Annotated in this window: 14 protein-coding genes; 13 read left to right on the top strand and 1 reads right to left on the bottom strand. The window is 58.2% G+C overall.

Annotated features, from left to right (window positions below):
• The 9 genes from IDH41_RS18215 to ppk1 form a co-directional block, all read left to right on the top strand.
• A partial coding sequence (locus tag IDH41_RS18215) for a hypothetical protein (protein ID WP_190863503.1) occupies positions 1–335 on the top strand: 335 nt, incomplete at its 5' end.
• A gap of 258 nt (positions 336–593) precedes the next feature.
• Complete coding sequence (locus IDH41_RS18210) at positions 594–1088, top strand: phosphatidylglycerophosphatase A family protein (protein WP_190863501.1); 495 nt, start codon at positions 594–596, stop codon at positions 1086–1088.
• A 98-nt stretch (positions 1089–1186) separates the two neighbouring features.
• Complete coding sequence (locus tag IDH41_RS18205; protein WP_028611892.1) at positions 1187–1375, top strand: hypothetical protein; 189 nt, start codon at positions 1187–1189, stop codon at positions 1373–1375.
• A gap of 43 nt (positions 1376–1418) precedes the next feature.
• Positions 1419–2291, top strand: a complete 873-nt coding sequence (accD, locus tag IDH41_RS18200; RefSeq protein WP_190863499.1) for an acetyl-CoA carboxylase, carboxyltransferase subunit beta — start codon at positions 1419–1421, stop codon at positions 2289–2291.
• On the top strand, positions 2281–3354 hold the full coding sequence (locus IDH41_RS18195; protein WP_190863497.1) for an acetyl-CoA carboxylase carboxyltransferase subunit alpha: 1074 nt from the start codon (positions 2281–2283) through the stop codon (positions 3352–3354). Before accD ends, IDH41_RS18195 begins: the two co-directional genes overlap by 11 nt.
• Positions 3355–3447: 93 nt before the next feature.
• Positions 3448–5202 (top strand): pyruvate kinase, encoded by a 1755-nt coding sequence (pyk, locus tag IDH41_RS18190; protein ID WP_190863495.1) that lies wholly within the window; start codon positions 3448–3450, stop codon positions 5200–5202.
• Positions 5203–5455: 253 nt separating this feature from the next.
• Positions 5456–5917 carry an acyl-CoA thioesterase gene (locus IDH41_RS18185; protein ID WP_190863523.1) on the top strand — a complete coding sequence of 154 codons (462 nt, stop codon included), beginning with the start codon at positions 5456–5458 and terminating at the stop codon, positions 5915–5917.
• A gap of 65 nt (positions 5918–5982) precedes the next feature.
• Positions 5983–6375 carry an FxsA family protein gene (locus IDH41_RS18180; RefSeq protein ID WP_190863493.1) on the top strand — a complete coding sequence of 131 codons (393 nt, stop codon included), beginning with the start codon at positions 5983–5985 and terminating at the stop codon, positions 6373–6375.
• Between the two features lie 189 nt (positions 6376–6564).
• On the top strand, positions 6565–8631 hold the full coding sequence (gene ppk1, locus IDH41_RS18175) for a polyphosphate kinase 1 (protein ID WP_190863491.1): 2067 nt from the start codon (positions 6565–6567) through the stop codon (positions 8629–8631).
• On the opposite strand, the gene IDH41_RS18170 is transcribed toward ppk1, so the two are convergent.
• Positions 8606–10147 carry a Ppx/GppA family phosphatase gene (locus IDH41_RS18170; RefSeq protein WP_190863490.1) on the bottom strand — a complete coding sequence of 514 codons (1542 nt, stop codon included), beginning with the start codon at positions 10145–10147 and terminating at the stop codon, positions 8606–8608. The genes ppk1 and IDH41_RS18170 overlap by 26 nt on opposite strands.
• 310 nt (positions 10148–10457) lie before the next feature.
• Between IDH41_RS18170 and citZ the strand changes: the two genes are divergently transcribed.
• The 4 genes from citZ (at position 10458) to recQ (ending at position 16477) form a co-directional block, all read left to right on the top strand.
• Positions 10458–11570 carry a citrate synthase gene (gene citZ / locus IDH41_RS18165; protein ID WP_190863488.1) on the top strand — a complete coding sequence of 371 codons (1113 nt, stop codon included), beginning with the start codon at positions 10458–10460 and terminating at the stop codon, positions 11568–11570.
• A gap of 118 nt (positions 11571–11688) precedes the next feature.
• Positions 11689–12984: an NADP-dependent isocitrate dehydrogenase gene (gene icd, locus IDH41_RS18160; protein ID WP_190863486.1), complete on the top strand. Its 1296-nt coding sequence runs from the start codon at positions 11689–11691 to the stop codon at positions 12982–12984.
• 292 nt (positions 12985–13276) lie between these two features.
• Complete coding sequence (gene mdh / locus IDH41_RS18155) at positions 13277–14221, top strand: malate dehydrogenase (RefSeq protein WP_190863484.1); 945 nt, start codon at positions 13277–13279, stop codon at positions 14219–14221.
• A gap of 108 nt (positions 14222–14329) precedes the next feature.
• Positions 14330–16477, top strand: coding sequence for a DNA helicase RecQ (recQ, locus tag IDH41_RS18150; RefSeq protein ID WP_190863483.1), 2148 nt, complete (start codon positions 14330–14332; stop codon positions 16475–16477).
• The last annotated feature ends 28 nt before the right edge of the window (positions 16478–16505 follow it).

Below are 16505 nucleotides of genomic sequence, written 5' to 3'. Positions count from 1 at the left end.
CGCGGGAGCTGCAAGCGGAGGGAAGCCGCGCGGCGTCCGCTCCGGCGGCGCAGCCGCGGCGGACGGACGCCCCGCGCGGCGGAAGCGCGGCGGGGGCAGAGCGGAAGCCTCAGCGCGTCTATATCAAAATCGCCGCCGAAAGCGAGACGCCCGGCGTGCTCGCGCGGCTCAAGGAGCTGCTCGCGGCCCATGCCGGCCCGCTTGATACGGTACTGTTCTACGAACAGGGGCAGAAGTCGATCGCGCTGAGCGACAGCTACCGGGTGAAGCCGTCTCCGCAGCTGATCGAGCAGGCGGAGCGGCTCCTCGGAGCGGGAACGATCGTCGTGAGGTGACGATCCGCAAGGCGTTCCGGAAATGCCGCAACGCTGCGGGACGGCGGTCGATCATGCCCGCAACTTTGCGGCGCTTGCCCGTTTTTTAATCCATTCCTATGCACATCGCGGCTTGTACGTGCATATATCTAGAGATACAAGCGAAAACGGCAGCGTCATTCGCGCGAAGCTTCGTCCATGCCGCCACGGAGCGCCGCGTTAACGTTTACGCTTCTATTTACCGGATCTATGTACAAGCAGTTGCGGGAGGGATGGGCTATGATGACGGGAATTGAAAAATGGCTCTTGAAGCGCGGAGTTTCGGTGAGCGACGTGACGGAAATCGTCTATACGCTGCAGCGGCCCTATAACGGCGACTTGACGATGGAGGAATGCGAGGAGAGCGTCAGAGCCGTGCTCGCCAAGCGCGAGGTGCAGTATGTCATGTATACGGGAATCGCCCTCGACGAATTGGCGGAGCGCAGGCTGCTCCCCGAGCCGCTGCAGTCGATTATGGAAACCGACGAGTCCTTGTACGGCGTCGACGAGACGCTCGCGCTCGGCATCACGAACGTTTACGGCATGATCGGATTGACGAGTTTCGGATATTTAGATAAAGTTAAACCCGGCATCATTCGCCAGCTGAATTTGAAGGGCGAGCGGATTCACGTGTTTTTGGACGATCTGGTCGCGGGACTGGCCGCAGCCGCGTCGGCCCGGATCGCGCACCAGGATCCGAAGGCCATCCGATACGATTTGCCGGAATCCCCATGACTATGGTATCATTATGACATCATATGTCCTGATACCGGGAGATGGCTTTGCTTAGTAAGTGAGCTTTGCTTTTTGCGAAGCTTTCAGGAGGTACCGTGATGTGGACGGTCATTTATATCGCGCCAACAGCGAAAATCGCAGATAACATCAAGAAGCGGCTTACGGAGGAAGGTTTTTTGGTAAAGGTCCGCGCTGTTAATCTGTCCAAACAGCAATATGAGATATTGGTCCCGTCCGGCGAGCTGGAGGAAGTGCAGGAAGTGTTCAACTCCATCATGCGCCCATGACGGACGGCCGTTCAAATCTATTGCGCCTTGAGAGGTGTCACACGTGCAAATAAAGGACTTATTTACGAAGAAGAAGTATGCAACGATTCCTTCGGAGCCCCGCAAGCGGGACAACATTCCGGAAGGATTAATGAATAAGTGCTCCAAATGCGGCAATATTCAGTACAGCAAGGAATTGGAGAAAAACTTGAAGGTATGCTCTTCCTGCGGCCATCATCACCGGCTGAGCGCATGGGAGAGAATCGGCATGACCCTCGACGAAGGGCATCTGATCGAATATGATGCGGAGATGGAATCCGTCGATCCACTTGAATTCCCGGGTTACGCGAGCAAGCTTGAGCAGCAGAAGAGCAAATCGAGCTTGCGAGACGCTGTCGTAACGGGCGAAGGCACGATCGGCGGTTTTCCGGTTGTCGTGGCGGTTATGAGCTTCGATTTCTTCAGCGGAAGCATGGGATCCGTCGTCGGGGAGAAAATTACGAGAGCGATCGAAGCGGCCCACGCGAAGCGGCTGCCGCTTCTTATTTTCTCGACGTCGGGCGGGGCGCGGATGCAGGAGAGCATCCTCAGTCTGATGCAAATGGCCAAGACGAGCGCCGCGCTTTCGAAATTTCAGGGCGCGGGCGGTTTGTTTATTTCGATTTTTACCGATCCTACTATGGGCGGGGTTTCGGCGAGCTTCGCGAGCCTCGGCGACTACAATTTGGCCGAGCCCGGCGCGCTCATCGGCTTTGCCGGCCGCATCGTCATCGAACAGACGATCCGCCAGAAGCTGCCGGACAACTTCCAGACGGCGGAATTCAACCTGCAGCACGGGCAATTGGACAAAGTCGTGCACCGCAAGGACATGAAGGCGACGTTGACGAAGCTGCTCGACATGCACTGCGCAAGGGAGGGAACAGCCAATGGCGGGTGAACTGCCTTTTGAGAAACCGCTGAACGAGCTGCGGCAAAAGATCGTGGAGCTGAAGACGTTGAGCGTCGAGAAGGGAATCGACTTCTCGGAAGAAATAGCAGGCCTCGAGGCCAGATGCAAGCAGCTGGAGAACGAGCTGTACAGCGAGCTGACTCCGGCGCAGAAGATGCATATGGCGCGCCATCATCAGCGCCCGACCTCGCTCGATTATATTCAGACGATATTCACCGATTTTCTGGAGCTGCACGGCGACCGCCTGTTCGCGGACGATCTGGCGATCGTCGGCGGGCTGGCCAAGCTGGGCGGCGTACCGGTTACCGTCATCGGGCACCAACGCGGCAAAGACACGCGCGACAATATTGCCCGCTTCTTCGGCAGTCCCCACCCGGAAGGCTTCCGCAAAGCGCTCCGCTTCATGGAGCAGGCGAACAAATTCAATCGGCCGATCATTACGTTCATCGACACGAAGGGCGCTTACCCGGGCAACACCGCCGAGGAGCGCGGACAATCGGAAGCGATCGCGCGCAACCTGCGGGAGATGGCCGGCTTCGGCGTGCCCATCATTTGCGTCGTCATCGGCGAAGGCGGCAGTGGCGGCGCGCTGGCTCTCGGCGTAGGCAACCGTGTGCTCATGCTGGAGAACGCGATTTATTCCGTTATTTCGCCGAACGGCGCGGCGTCGATTCTGTGGAAGGACGCGTCCAAAGCGGATCAAGCGGCCGAGGCGATGAAAATTACGGCCAAGGACCTGCTGGAATTCGGCGTCATCGAGGATATTATCGCCGAGCCTCACGGCGGGGCGCACAAGGATTTGGAAGCTCAGGCCGAGCAAATTAAGGATAAGCTGTGGAAGCATTTGCAGGAACTGCTGCCGCTTAGCAGGGAGCAGCTGATTGAGGACCGCTACGAGAAGTTCCGGAAGGTCGGGCAATTCCGCATCGCGGAGCGGCAGACCGCGCAGGGCGCTCACGGCGCGGCGCAGGACGAAGCTCCGGGCGGAGGAGCGCAGGCGGCCGAGGATCCGGCGGAGCATGCCGGAGAGACGGCGAAGGCGGCGCAGTAACATGCGGGTACAACCGGTTTCCCGCCGTGCAAGCAGCGGGGGACCGTTACAGTATATATAAGAATATCAGGCACTAAACGGAGGAAATTTAACATGCGCAAAACGAAAATCGTTTGTACGATCGGACCATCCAGCGAGTCTTTGGAAAACACGAAAAAACTGATCAAAGCAGGAATGAACGTTGCCCGCCTTAACTTCTCTCACGGGGATTTCGAAGAGCACGGCAACCGGATCAAGAACATCCGCATCGCCAACGCGGAGCTTGGCACTTCGGTCGCTGTCCTGCTGGATACGAAAGGACCCGAAATTCGTCTCGGCAAGCTGAAGGAAGAGCCGATCGAGCTTAACCAAGGCGAGCTTGTCACGCTGACGACGGAAGAGATTCTGGGCGATCGCAATCGCGTTCCGATTACATACGGCAATCTTCCCAAAGACGTATCCGTCGGCTCGACGATCCTGATCGACGACGGTCTGATCGGCCTTACGGTTGAAGAAGTGCAAGGCACGGAAATCATCTGCCGCATCGTCAACAGCGGTCCTATCAAGAGCAAGAAGGGCGTGAACGTGCCGGGCGTTAAAATCTCCTTGCCTGGTATTACGGAGAAGGATGCTGGCGATATCATCTTCGGCATCGAGCAAGGCATCGATTTCATCGCGGCTTCTTTCGTCCGCAAAGCAAGCGATGTCCTTGAAATCCGCGAGCTGCTCGAGCGCCACAACGCGAGCCATATCCAAATCATTTCGAAAATCGAGAACCAGGAGGGCGTCGACAACCTGGACGAGATATTGGAAGTGTCCGACGGACTGATGGTTGCGCGCGGCGACCTTGGCGTCGAAATCCCGGCGGAGGAAGTTCCGCTCGTTCAAAAAAACATGATCAAAAAATGCAATCTCGTCGGCAAGCCGGTTATTACGGCAACGCAAATGCTCGATTCGATGCAGCGCAACCCTCGTCCGACCCGCGCCGAAGCGAGCGACGTCGCGAACGCGATTTTCGACGGCACGGATGCGATCATGCTGTCCGGCGAGACGGCCGCGGGACGCTATCCGGTCGAGTCGGTGCAGACGATGGCCCGCATCGCCGAGCGCGCGGAGAACGCGCTGGAATACCGCGAAATTTTCAACAAGCAGGCGAATGCGCAGCAAACGACCGTAACGGAAGCGATCAGTCAAGCGGTCGCCAACTCGGCGCTCGACCTGCGTGCCAAAGCGATCATTACCTCGACGCAAAGCGGCTTCACGGCGCGCATGGTTTCGAAGTACAAGCCGAAATCGCCGATCATCGCCGTGACGACGGACGAGAAGGTGCTTCGCCGCCTCGCCTTGATTTGGGGCGTATTCCCGGTGCTAGGACCCGAAGCGCAAACGACGGACGAAATGTTCGAGAACGCGGTTGACGGCGCCATGAGCACAGGCTTCCTGAGCCTCGGCGATACGGTCGTCATTACGGCGGGCGTGCCGGTCGGCCGCTCCGGGACGACGAACCTGATCAAAATTCATCACATCGGCGAGCTCCTGGCCCAAGGCCAAGGCATCGGAAGCCAGACGAAAACCGGAAAAATCGTCGTAGCGCGGACGCCGCAGGAAGCCATCCAAAAGACGGAGCCTGGCTCGATTCTCGTTACTGTATCGACGGACAAGGAATATATGCCGGCATTCGAGAAAGCGGGAGCGGTCATTACGGAGCAAGGCGGCATTACGAGCCATGCGGCCGTCGTCGGCTTGAACCTCGGCATCCCTGTCATTCTCGGCATCGGGAATGCGACGGAGCTGCTGAAGGACGGCATGGAAGTGACCGTCTACGGCGAGACCGGCGTCATCTATCACGGCCAATCGAAGGTGCTGTAATCCGGGGCTTCGATCGCGGACAATCAAATATAGGATAAGCAGAAGCGATGGTGAACTCACCGTCGCTTTTTGTTCAAATATAAGAATTTAAAAGTTTTGCACTTATAAAATCGCTTATATTTCATCGTGAAACGAGCTTATGCCGCCAAAGGACGGCACCGAACCGAGCTGCGCAAGATGCAGCTAGCGGTTCGTGCGTAGCGTCAGCCGTTTACACTTGACATACACGGCGGGGAGGAAACGTAAAATGAGCATGGCTGCCGGCTGGTATTTGCATCCGCTGCGCGTCAGGTACCAGGAGACGGACCGGATGGGCGTCGTCTTTCACGGGAATTATGTAACTTGGTTTGAGATCGGACGTACGGAATGGATAAGGAACGCCGGATACGATTACAAAACGATCGAAGAGCGCGGCCTGCTGCTGCCGGTCGTCGATCTTCAGTGCAGCTACTTGCTGCCGGCCCGGTACGACGATACCGTGCTTGTATGCACGAGAATCGCGGATTGCTCGCCCGTAAAAGTCGCTTTCGACTCGCAAGTTCGCCGGGTGCGGGAGTCGGATTGGCACGCGGGAACGATGGCCGATGGCGGCGAGCTGCCCGGCGAGCTGCTCGTCTCCGGCGGCACGAAGCATGTCTGGGTGAACGAGGCGTGGCAGCCGGTCCGGCTGAACAAGGCGATGCCGGAATTATACGAGCGGCTGCGGACAACTTAACGGAAGCCGAAAGGACGCGATGAAGCGGTAGTTCGTCGATAAGATTATATGAAGGAGGGCTTGGCATGTACAAATGGTTAGTGGCTGCTTTTATCGTGATTCCCATCGTGGAGCTGTGGGGCATTCTGCAGGTAGGAGATTTGATCGGCGGTTGGACGACCTTCCTTATACTTGTTGCGATGGGCTTTGTCGGAGCTTATCTCGCCCGCGCGGAAGGGAGAAAGGTATGGGGCGAGGCCCAGCGTCAGATGCAGGCGGGGCAAATCCCGGGACGCACGATGCTGGACGGCATTTGCGTGCTGGCGGGCGGCCTGATGCTGCTTATGCCGGGCTTCTTCTCGGATATCGCGGGCATTACGCTCCTGCTGCCGTTTACCCGCCCGTTTTACCGGCAGCTCATGCTTGGATGGATCGAGAAGCGCATGCGCGACGGCCATTTCCGAATCGGGCGCTTCTAAATCTTTACGCTCCCTTTACAAAAGGTTAACATGGTAATAATAGTCGTGCCGCATAATGAAGCATGGCCATGTATCGCTGCGGAACAGAAATGTTGCAAGTGCCGGCCCAAGATCGATATACATAAATGTAGGGAAGGCTCGATGGTTTCGAAGCTAGCCTGCTTTCAACCTTTTCAGGAGGCGTGAGAAATGACCAAGCAGCTGTCCAACTATGTCAACCGGGATTTGAGTTGGATCGAATTTAATCGAAGAGTTCTTCAGGAAGCGCAAGATCCGAACAATCCGCTGCTTGAGAGGGCGAAGTTTCTGGCGATCGTCACGAGTAACCTGGATGAGTTCATGAGCGTCCGCGTGGCCGGCATTCAGATGCAGATGAGGGCGGGCCTCACGAAAACCGATTTCACCGGCTATACGCCGCCCGGCTTATGGAAACGGCTGATCAAGCGGACGGCCCATATGGTTAACGAGCAATACCGGTCCTACCGCGAAGTGTTCCGCGGCTTAAGCCGCGAAGGCATTTTCATCCGGTCGATCGACGAGCTGAATATGACGCAGACGAAGGCCGTTTCGGATTATTTTCATGAAATCGTGTTTCCGGTGCTTACCCCGATGGCCGTCGATCAGAGCCGGCCGTTCCCGCTCGTTCATACGAAGGAGCTTTATTTGTCTGTCCTGCTGAGTGAAGAAGGGGACCCTGCGGAGGAGGAGCCGTATTTCGCGATCGTCCAGGTGCCATCCATCCTGCCGAGGTTCGTGCCGGTTCCGGGCCGCACGAACAGCAAGAAGACGGAATTCGTGCTGCTCGAGGATTTGATCGAGAAGTTCATCGACACGTTGTTTAACGGGTACATTCCGTTCGCCGTCAGTCCGTTCCGTCTAACCCGCGACGCCGACATCAATCTGAACGAAGAGGATGCGGACGACCTGCTCGAGGAGATCGAGAAGGAGCTGCGCCGGCGCCGCTGGGGCATACCGGTTCGCCTGGAGGTGGCGAAGGGGATGCACCCTTACGCGCTGGAACGGCTTATGGAAGAGCTCGAAATCGAAGACAATTTATTCGAAATCGAAGGTCCGCTCGATCTCGGCTTCCTGATGAAGTTCGTTGCCGCGCTGCCGGGCTACGACAGTTTGCGCTACGAGAAAATGGAGCCCGTCTATCCGAGGGAATTCGACGATACGGACGATATGTTCGAGGTCATCCGGCAGCGGGACGTGCTCATGTACCACCCGTACGAATCGTTCGAGGCGGTCAACGATTTCGTGACCCAAGCGGCTTACGATCCGGACGTGCTCGCGATCAAGATGACGCTGTACCGCGTCAGCGGGCAATCCGCGCTCGTGCAGGCGCTCGCCAAAGCGGCGGAATCCGGCAAGCAGGTCACGGTTGTGGTGGAGCTGAAGGCCAGGTTCGACGAGGAGAGGAATATCGCCTGGGCGCGCCAGCTCGAGAAAGCCGGGTGCCACGTCGTTTACGGGCTGGTCGGATTAAAGACGCATGCCAAAATTTTGCTCGTCGTTCGCCGCGAGCAAGGGACGCTGCGCCGTTACGTCCACGTCGGGACGGGCAATTATAACGATAATACGGCTACTTTATATACGGATATCGGCCTATTTACTTCCCATCCTACGATCGGGGGAGACGCTTCGGCGCTGTTCAACGAGGTGACCGGCTATTCGTCCCCTTACGAATGGAAGGCGTTCGGCGTCGCTCCGACCGACTTGAAGGAGAAGCTGTATCGCCTGATCGACCGGGAGATCCAGAACGCGAAAGCCGGGAAGCCCGCCAAAATCATCGCGAAGATGAATTCGCTCTCGAATCAGGACATGATCGATAAGCTGTACGAAGCGTCGCAGGCCGGCGTGAAAATAGTTCTGATCGTGCGGGGGGTATGCTGCCTTCGTCCGGGCGTGGCCGGACGAAGCGAGAACATTAAGGTGATCAGCATCGTGGACCGTTTTCTGGAGCATGCGAGAATTATGTATTTCCATAACGGCGGGGAAGAGGAAGTATATCTGTCCAGCGCGGATTGGATGACGCGCAACCTGACGCGGCGCATCGAACTGATGTGCCCGGTGTTCGACGCGACGCTTTGCCAGATTTTGATCAAGATGCTGCAGTTGAACATCAACGATAACGTGAAGGCGCGCGAGCTGCAGCCTAGCGGTGCCTACGAGCTAGTGGCGGCCGGTGAGGACCAGCCGTTCCGCAGTCAGTTCGAGGCGAAGATGATCACGTCCTGGAAAGGGCGGGCGTAGCTTCTTCCAGAACGGGAAGCAAGCCCCACAGCTTCTTGAATTCCCCGGCAAGTTCATCCACCTCGCGGCGTTCGACCGCGAGCGTGCTTCTCGGGCGGACGGGCCGCAGCAGAAGCTGCGAGCCTGCCGGGATCAGGTTGAGCTGGCCGATCGATTGCGTCTCCGTCCTGTCCAGCGCCGCCGATAGCTGAAGCAGCATGCCAAGCTTATAAATCATATCGAGATCGGTCTCGTTCAGAAGCTCTTTGAATTCGGCGATATGCTGTCTGGCCCGGCTCTTGCTCTTGAAGGAAGCGACGGCCGCCGCAATGACGATCTCGCGGTGGGACAAGCCGTTCAAATGCGAGTTCATAATTAAATAGAAGGAATGTCTTGCGTATTCGTAATAGTCGATCGATCCGCCGATCCGAAACAGCCGAGAAGCCACATCGAGCAGTACCCTGGCCTGCGGCGGCATTTGGTGCGTGTGATTCAGAACATCGTACAGCTCCAGGCATAGGCGGTTGACCTGCATGACATGCTGCTTGGGCGCTTCGGGATGCAGCGCCGTCAGATTGTCGATGCTGTAGGCCAGCACGTCGTCCAGCTTCGAATGGCTCGGGAACCGCGTCGCGTGGAACAGGCCGTCGCGCAGCCCTGCGCCGCAAATGCGGTAATGCGTCGCCTTCGTCGCGCGGAACAGCGCTCGCAGTATCGCCACACCCGGCACGACGACGTCCGCCCGGTCTTTGGACAAGCCGGGAAGCTTACGGCGTTTGTCGAGCGGCAGGCTGCGCATTTGCTCGAATAGCGCGTCCGCCGATTCGCCGGTGACGGGGTAATTATGCGTTTGCGGGAAAGGGTATTTGCTCGCGGCTTGGTGCATTTTGCCGAGCGCCCTCACCGTTCCCCCGACGCCGACGAGCGGAAGGCCGGGCGCTTCGCCGATCCAGGGCTCCTCCCGGATCGCTCCGGTCACGAGCGCCTCCAGCGCCTTCAAGGCTTCGTCGCTCAGCATGCCCTTCGCACCGAACCGCTTGTTCAGGCTGACGCAGCCGAATGGGAACGATACGCTTCGAACGAGCTCGCGGTCCCGGAACAAGGACAGCTCCGTGCTGCCGCCGCCGATATCGATCAGGAAGCCGTCGCGGATTTGAAGCGAATTGATCATGCCGAGGAAGCCGTAGGCAGCCTCCTCCTTGCCGGAGAGAAGCTCGATGGAAAGTCCGGTCTCGTTCTTTATTCTCGTTAAAATGGCCGGGCGGTTGGCGGCGTTGCGGATGGCGGCCGTCGCGACCGCGCGTACCTGGCCGGTATGGTTATGGTCGCAAATCAAAACGAAGTGGCGCAGCGTGTCGATTAGTTCGTCCACGGCGGAGTCCCCCAGTCTTCCGTCCTCGTCGATCCGCTCGCTTAAGCGCGCGGGCCGCTTGCTGCTGTCCGCGACGCGGTGCGCGCCGCTGGCGGTCCTCTCGTAAACGACCAGCCGGACGGAATTGGAGCCGATGTCGATTATGCCGATGCGTTGTCCGTTCATATAGCGCCTCCGTTGCCGAAAAATTTTTCGCGTATAGCTCTCTTTTGGACATTTTACCATTATATTCGCTTCTGTAAAAATAGTTTTCGCACGCGGCTAAAACTGGATCGAATAGGGAAAAATGCAGTAGGCGCATCCGACAAGAAATGCGAAAAGCCCGATCGAAAAAATTATTAATAATGCCGATAAAGCATTTTTATGTCCGGATTTGTTCACTTCATTGTCAAAATCATTTATGATTAAAAGGATGCTACAATGAAACGATTTCCTTTTTAAGTTGACAATACCTTAGATTAAAGGAGAGAGATCGATGACAGCAACAAAAGGTCTGGAAGGAATTGTCGCGGCTACTTCGTCTATCAGCTCGATTATTGACGGCGTATTGACGTATCGCGGTATCGATATTGACGACCTCGCGCAAAACGCAACTTTCGAAGAAGTAGCCTACCTGCTCTGGTACGGCAAACTGCCGAACCGTTCCGAGCTTGACGGCCTGCAGAAGCAGCTTGACCAGTACGCGGCTCTTCCGCAAGGCGTAATTGATCAAATCAAGCTGTATCCGAAGGATACGAATTCGATGGCCGCGCTGCGCACGGCGGTTTCGAGCCTTGCGCTATACGACGCGTCCGCCAATGACATGTCGCCTGAGGCGAACCTGTTGAAAGCGATTAAGCTGCAGGCGCAGCTGCCGACGATCGTCGCGGCGTTCTCGCGCATCCGCGAAGGCAAGGAGCCGGTCGCGCCGAAGCAAGGCGTATCCATCGCCTACAATTTCCTATATATGCTGACGGGCAAAGAGCCCGCGGAAGTAGCCGTCAAGGCGCTCGACCAGGCGCTCGTGCTTCACGCCGACCACGAGCTGAACGCATCGACGTTCGCCGCCCGCGTTACGGTTGCGACCTTGTCCGATATTTATTCGGGCGTGACGTCCGCGATCGGCGCCCTGAAGGGCCCGCTGCACGGCGGCGCGAACGAAGCCGTTATGGTCATGCTCGAAGAGATCGGCTCGACCGCGAACGTGGAAGGCTACATTACGAACGCGCTTGCGAAGAAGCAGAAGATCATGGGCTTCGGACACCGCGTATACAAGAACGGCGATCCGCGCGCGAAGCATCTGCAGAAGATGTCCCGCGAGCTCGGCAAGCTGACGGGCAACATGGAGCTGTACGAAATGTCCGTTAAGATCGAAGAGCTCGTCACCGGCCAGAAAGGCCTGAAGCCGAACGTCGACTTCTATTCCGCATCCGTGTACACGACGCTTGAAATTCCGCGCGACCTGTTCACGCCGATCTTCGCGATCAGCCGCGTATCGGGCTGGAGCGCTCACATTCTCGAGCAGTACCAGGACAACCGCCTGATCCGTCCGCGCGCGGACTACGTAGGACCGGCGGGCGCGAAGTACGTTCCGATCGAGCAGCGTTAATTCAAGGCTATACCGTTCTGATGGAGCGAGGGCGGACTTGCGCCCTTTCTCCGTTTGCGCAAACCGAGGTTACCAATACGCTTGCCTGGCAAGTACATATTCAAGGAGGAATTCATAAATGGCTCAGTTCGAAAAATTCGCGCTTCCGACCGAAGGCGAGCAAATTACGATTGACAACGGCGTACTTCAGGTGCCGAACAACCCGATCATCCCTTTCATCGAGGGCGACGGCACGGGCCGCGACATTTGGCGCGCTTCGAAGCGCGTACTCGACGCGGCGGTGGACAAAGCGTACGGCGGCAGCAAAAAAATCGCCTGGTATGAAGTGTTCGCCGGCGAGAAAGCGTTCAACGAATACGGCGAGTGGCTTCCTGCCGACACGCTGACGGCGATCCGCGAATACATCGTGGCCATCAAAGGACCATTGACGACGCCGATCGGCGGCGGCATCCGGTCCTTGAACGTCGCGCTTCGCCAAGAGCTTGACTTGTACGTCTGCCTTCGTCCCGTTCGTTACTTCGACGGCGTGCCTTCCCCGGTAAAACGTCCCGAGCTGGTCGACATGGTTATTTTCCGTGAAAACACGGAGGACATCTATGCGGGCATCGAGTACCAAGAAGGCTCCGAGCAAGTGAAGAAAGTAATCGCGTTCCTGCAAAACGAAATGGGCGTGAACAAAATCCGCTTCCCTGAAACGTCCGGCATCGGCATTAAGCCGGTTTCCTCGGAAGGCTCGAAGCGCCTTGCGCGCGCCGCGATCGAATATGCGATCAAGCACGGCCGCAAGTCCGTAACGCTGGTACACAAAGGCAACATCATGAAATTCACGGAAGGCGCGTTCAAAAACTGGGGCTACGAAGTGGCCGAGCAGGAATTCGCCGACAAAACGTTCACATGGGGCCAATACGACCGCATCAAGGAAGCGGAAGGGACGGACGCCGCGAACAAAGCACAAGCGGAAGCGGAAGCAGCCGGCAAAATCATCGTGAAGGACGCCATCGCGGACATCGCGCTTCAGCAAGTATTGACTCGTCCTACGGACTTCGACGTCATCGCTACGCTTAACCTGAACGGCGATTACTTGTCCGACGCGCTTGCGGCGCAAGTCGGCGGCATCGGCATTGCGCCGGGCGCGAACATCAACTATCTGACCGGACACGCGATCTTCGAAGCGACGCACGGCACGGCTCCGAAATACGCGGACAAAGACGTCGTGAACCCTGGTTCCGTCATTCTCTCCGGCGTTATGATGCTCGAGCATCTGGGCTGGCAGGAAGCGGCCGACCTGATCTATAAAGGCATGGAAACATCGATCAACAACAAAACGGTTACTTACGACTTCGCCCGCCTGATGGAAGGCGCAACCGAAGTGAAGTGCTCGGCGTTCGCCGACGAGATCATCAAAAACATGTAAAGCTTTTTCGAACCCTCCTAAATCCTCCCTTCCAAGCGTAAACGGCTGAAGTCATCCATGAGACGAAGCTCGTTTCGCGAAGAAAGATAAGATATGAATATGATCCAGCTTATCTTCCAAGGGAGGACCCCGAGGGGCTGCGCCCTCTGGACACCCGCAATGGGGAACGATGGAGCGGCAGAGGCGCAGGTGAACGAGGTTGATGTAGGAGCGCTTGTCCCGTCGGGACGTGCTTAACGTGGGAGCGGATGGAACCGATCAAATATCGGCTCATAAATGGAGGCTATTTGAAATGGCTATCAAACGTAAGAAGATTACGGTTGTAGGCGCCGGCTTCACGGGCGCGACCACGGCGCTCATGCTAGCGCAGAAGGAACTCGGCGACATCGTGCTCGTCGATATCGCACCGCTGGAAAACCCGACGAAGGGCAAGGCGCTCGACATGCTCGAAGCGACTCCGGCGCTTGGCGCCGATTCGAACATCGTCGGCACTTCCAGCTACGAGGACGCGAAAGATTCAGACGTCGTCATCATTACGGCAGGCATCGCGCGCAAGCCGGGCATGAGCCGCGACGATCTTGTGAACACGAACGCGGGCATCGTGAGATCCGTCTGCGAGAACGTGAAGGCGACAAGCCCGGGCGCATACGTCATCATCCTGAGCAATCCGGTCGACGCGATGACTTACGCGGCGTACCAGACGCTCGGGTTCCCTAAAAACCGCGTCATCGGACAATCCGGGGTGCTCGACACCGCCCGTTACTGCACGTTCATCGCGCAGGAGCTGAACGTGTCCGTCGAAGACGTCCGAGGCTTCGTGCTTGGCGGACACGGCGACGACATGGTGCCGCTCGTCCGATATTCGAACGCAGGCGGCATTCCGATCGAGAAGCTGATTCCGGCGGACCGCATCGAAGCGATCGTGCAGCGCGCCCGCGTCGGCGGCGGCGAAATCGTCAATTTGCTCGGCAACGGCAGCGCGTATTACGCGCCGGCCGCTTCGCTCGTGCAAATGACGGAAGCGATCCTGAAGGACAAGAAACGGATTCTTCCGGTTATCGCCCTGCTCGAAGGCGAATACGGCTATGACAACCTGTTCATGGGCGTGCCGACGATCATCGGCGGCGACGGCATCGAGAAAGTAATCGAGCTCGAGCTGACGGCGGACGAGAAAGCGGCGCTCGACAAGTCCGCCCAGTCCGTCCGCAACGTCATTCAAATCGTAACGGCGGGTTAATCGAATAAAGCGAGCGGCATTTCGTCTTGAAATGTGTTTGGGAGGACCCTGACAGCCTACTGCCGGGGTCCTTTCCGTTTATTTTCGCGACTGAGAGGATGGTGTAGCATGATCCATGAGGCCAGAGAAGCGCTGAAGCGCGTTTACGGCTACGATACGTTCCGCAAAGGGCAAGAAGAAATTATATCCGGCATTTTGGACGGACGGGACACGCTCGCGATTTTGCCGACCGGCGGCGGGAAGTCGATTTGCTATCAGATCCCTTCCATGCTGCTGCCGGGAACGACGCTCGTTGTCTCCCCCCTTATCTCGCTCATGAAGGACCAGGTCGACGCGCTGCGACGGGTCGGAGTGCCGGCCGCGTTCCTGAACAGCTCCCTCGGCGCGGCGGAATACCGCGACGTCGTGCGCGGCGCGCTGCAGGGCGAGTACAAGCTGCTGTACGTGGCGCCCGAGCGGCTCGACGCGCCGATGTTCCAGTCGCTCTCCGAGCAGCTGGCGATTCCGCTTATCGCGATCGATGAAGCGCACTGCGTATCGCAGTGGGGGCATGATTTCCGTCCGAGCTACCGGCAGCTCGCCGGCTGGATCGCCCGAATGGCGAACCGGCCGCTCGTGGCGGCTTTTACGGCTACCGCGACGAACGAAGTGGCGCGCGACATTACCGAAATGCTGAAGCTTCGCGAGCCGAACGTATTCGTCACCGGCTTCGCGAGGCCCAACCTGTCGCTCTCGGTCGTGACCGGGGTCGACAAGAAGCGGTTTTTGGAAAAATTCGTAACGGAACGGAAAGAGCAGTCCGGCATCGTGTACGCGGCGACGCGCAAGGAGGTCGAGAACGTCCATGAACTGCTTGCGGGAAGAGGCGTCCAGGCCGGCAAGTACCATGGGGGCTTGTCGGACGCCGAGCGCGCCGAGACGCAGGAGAAGTTCCGCTTCGACGAGATTCGCGTCATGGTCGCGACGAACGCATTCGGGATGGGCATCGACAAGCCGAACGTACGGTACGTGCTGCACTGGCAGATGACCGGCGACATCGAATCGTACTACCAGGAAGCGGGCCGCGCGGGGCGGGACGGCGAGGAAAGCGAATGCGTGCTCCTGTTCGAGCCGGCCGACATGCAGGTGCAGCGCTTCCTGATCGAGCAGGGGACCGGCGACGCGGACCGAAAGGCGATCCAGCTGTCGAAGCTGCATATGATGATGAACTTCAGCCGCACGCAGCGCTGCCTGCAGCAGTTCATCGTGGATTACTTCGGGGAGACCGGCGTCGCGCCGTGCGGCAAATGCAGCAGTTGCCTGGATAAGAGCGAGCCGGTCAATCGGACCGACGAAGCGAAGATGGCGCTGTCCTGCGTCGGCCGCATGAAAGGCCGCTTCGGCGTGACGATGGTTGCCAAAGTGCTGAAGGGCTCGCGCGACAAGCGGCTGCTGGAGTTCGGCTTGGACAGGCTGTCGACGTACGGGCTCATGCGCCATTTGCCGGAGAAGGAAATTGCGGATTGGCTTTATTGGCTCGTGGCCGAAGGTTATCTCAGGTTAAGCGAAGGCCAGTATCCGGTCGTTTCTTTGACCGCGTCCGCGCTGCCTGTGCTGGAAGGGCGGGAGACGATCATGCAGCGCGTCCGCGCGACCGTGCGGCAATCCGCCTCGGCGGACCACGTTTCTACGCCGTTGTTCGAGGCGCTCCGGCAATGGCGCAAGGAGAAGGCCGCGCTTGAGGGCGTCCCGCCGTTCATGCTGTTCTTCGACGCCACGATTCGCGAAATCGCGAATGCGAAGCCGCGAACGGAAGAAGAGCTGCTTCTGGTTAAGGGGATCGGCGCCGCCAAAGCGGAGAAGTACGGCAAGGAGCTGCTTGCCGTCATCGAGGCTCTCGGAGGCGACGAACCAACGGGGCAGGCTGCCTGGAAAGCCGTTCCCGCGCCGGCAAGGGGATCCGCCGCTTCGGGCGAGGAGCAGCCGAGCCATCTCGTTACGCTGGAGCTGTTCCAAGCGGGGCAGGAGCCGGGCGAAATCGCCAAGGAGCGCGGCCTGAGCAAGGTGACCGTGGAAGGCCACCTGATCCGCTGCGCCGACGAAGGCCTCGGCATCGATTTCGGCCGCATCATTCCCGCCGAGCACGAAGCGGCGATCGTTGCGGCGATCGGGAAGGTGGGCATCGAGAAGCTGAGGCCGATTAAGGACGAACTGCCGGAAGAGGTATCTTATTTTGCCATTCACGGCGTAATCAGCAAGCACGGGTTGAAAAAATAGAGCCGCTTGCCGGACACCGGGGAACGGC

Source organism: Paenibacillus arenilitoris, from assembly GCF_014705655.1.
GTDB lineage: Bacteria > Bacillota > Bacilli > Paenibacillales > Paenibacillaceae > Pristimantibacillus > Pristimantibacillus arenilitoris.
This window is presented reverse-complemented; position numbering and strand designations above follow the sequence as displayed.

Excerpts from the sequence above, each read along its gene's own strand:
- IDH41_RS18170 (WP_190863490.1), bottom strand. The coding sequence starts at position 10,147 with ATGAACGGACAACGCATCGGCATAATCGACATCGGCTCCAATTCCGTC.
- IDH41_RS18205 (WP_028611892.1), top strand. The coding sequence starts at position 1,187 with ATGTGGACGGTCATTTATATCGCGCCAACAGCGAAAATCGCAGATAAC.
- mdh (WP_190863484.1), top strand. The coding sequence starts at position 13,277 with ATGGCTATCAAACGTAAGAAGATTACGGTTGTAGGCGCCGGCTTCACG.
- pyk (WP_190863495.1), top strand. The coding sequence starts at position 3,448 with ATGCGCAAAACGAAAATCGTTTGTACGATCGGACCATCCAGCGAGTCT.
- IDH41_RS18195 (WP_190863497.1), top strand. The coding sequence starts at position 2,281 with ATGGCGGGTGAACTGCCTTTTGAGAAACCGCTGAACGAGCTGCGGCAA.
- IDH41_RS18180 (WP_190863493.1), top strand. The coding sequence starts at position 5,983 with ATGTACAAATGGTTAGTGGCTGCTTTTATCGTGATTCCCATCGTGGAG.
- IDH41_RS18210 (WP_190863501.1), top strand. The coding sequence starts at position 594 with ATGATGACGGGAATTGAAAAATGGCTCTTGAAGCGCGGAGTTTCGGTG.
- citZ (WP_190863488.1), top strand. The coding sequence starts at position 10,458 with ATGACAGCAACAAAAGGTCTGGAAGGAATTGTCGCGGCTACTTCGTCT.
- IDH41_RS18185 (WP_190863523.1), top strand. The coding sequence starts at position 5,456 with ATGGCTGCCGGCTGGTATTTGCATCCGCTGCGCGTCAGGTACCAGGAG.
- ppk1 (WP_190863491.1), top strand. The coding sequence starts at position 6,565 with ATGACCAAGCAGCTGTCCAACTATGTCAACCGGGATTTGAGTTGGATC.
- recQ (WP_190863483.1), top strand. The coding sequence starts at position 14,330 with ATGATCCATGAGGCCAGAGAAGCGCTGAAGCGCGTTTACGGCTACGAT.
- icd (WP_190863486.1), top strand. The coding sequence starts at position 11,689 with ATGGCTCAGTTCGAAAAATTCGCGCTTCCGACCGAAGGCGAGCAAATT.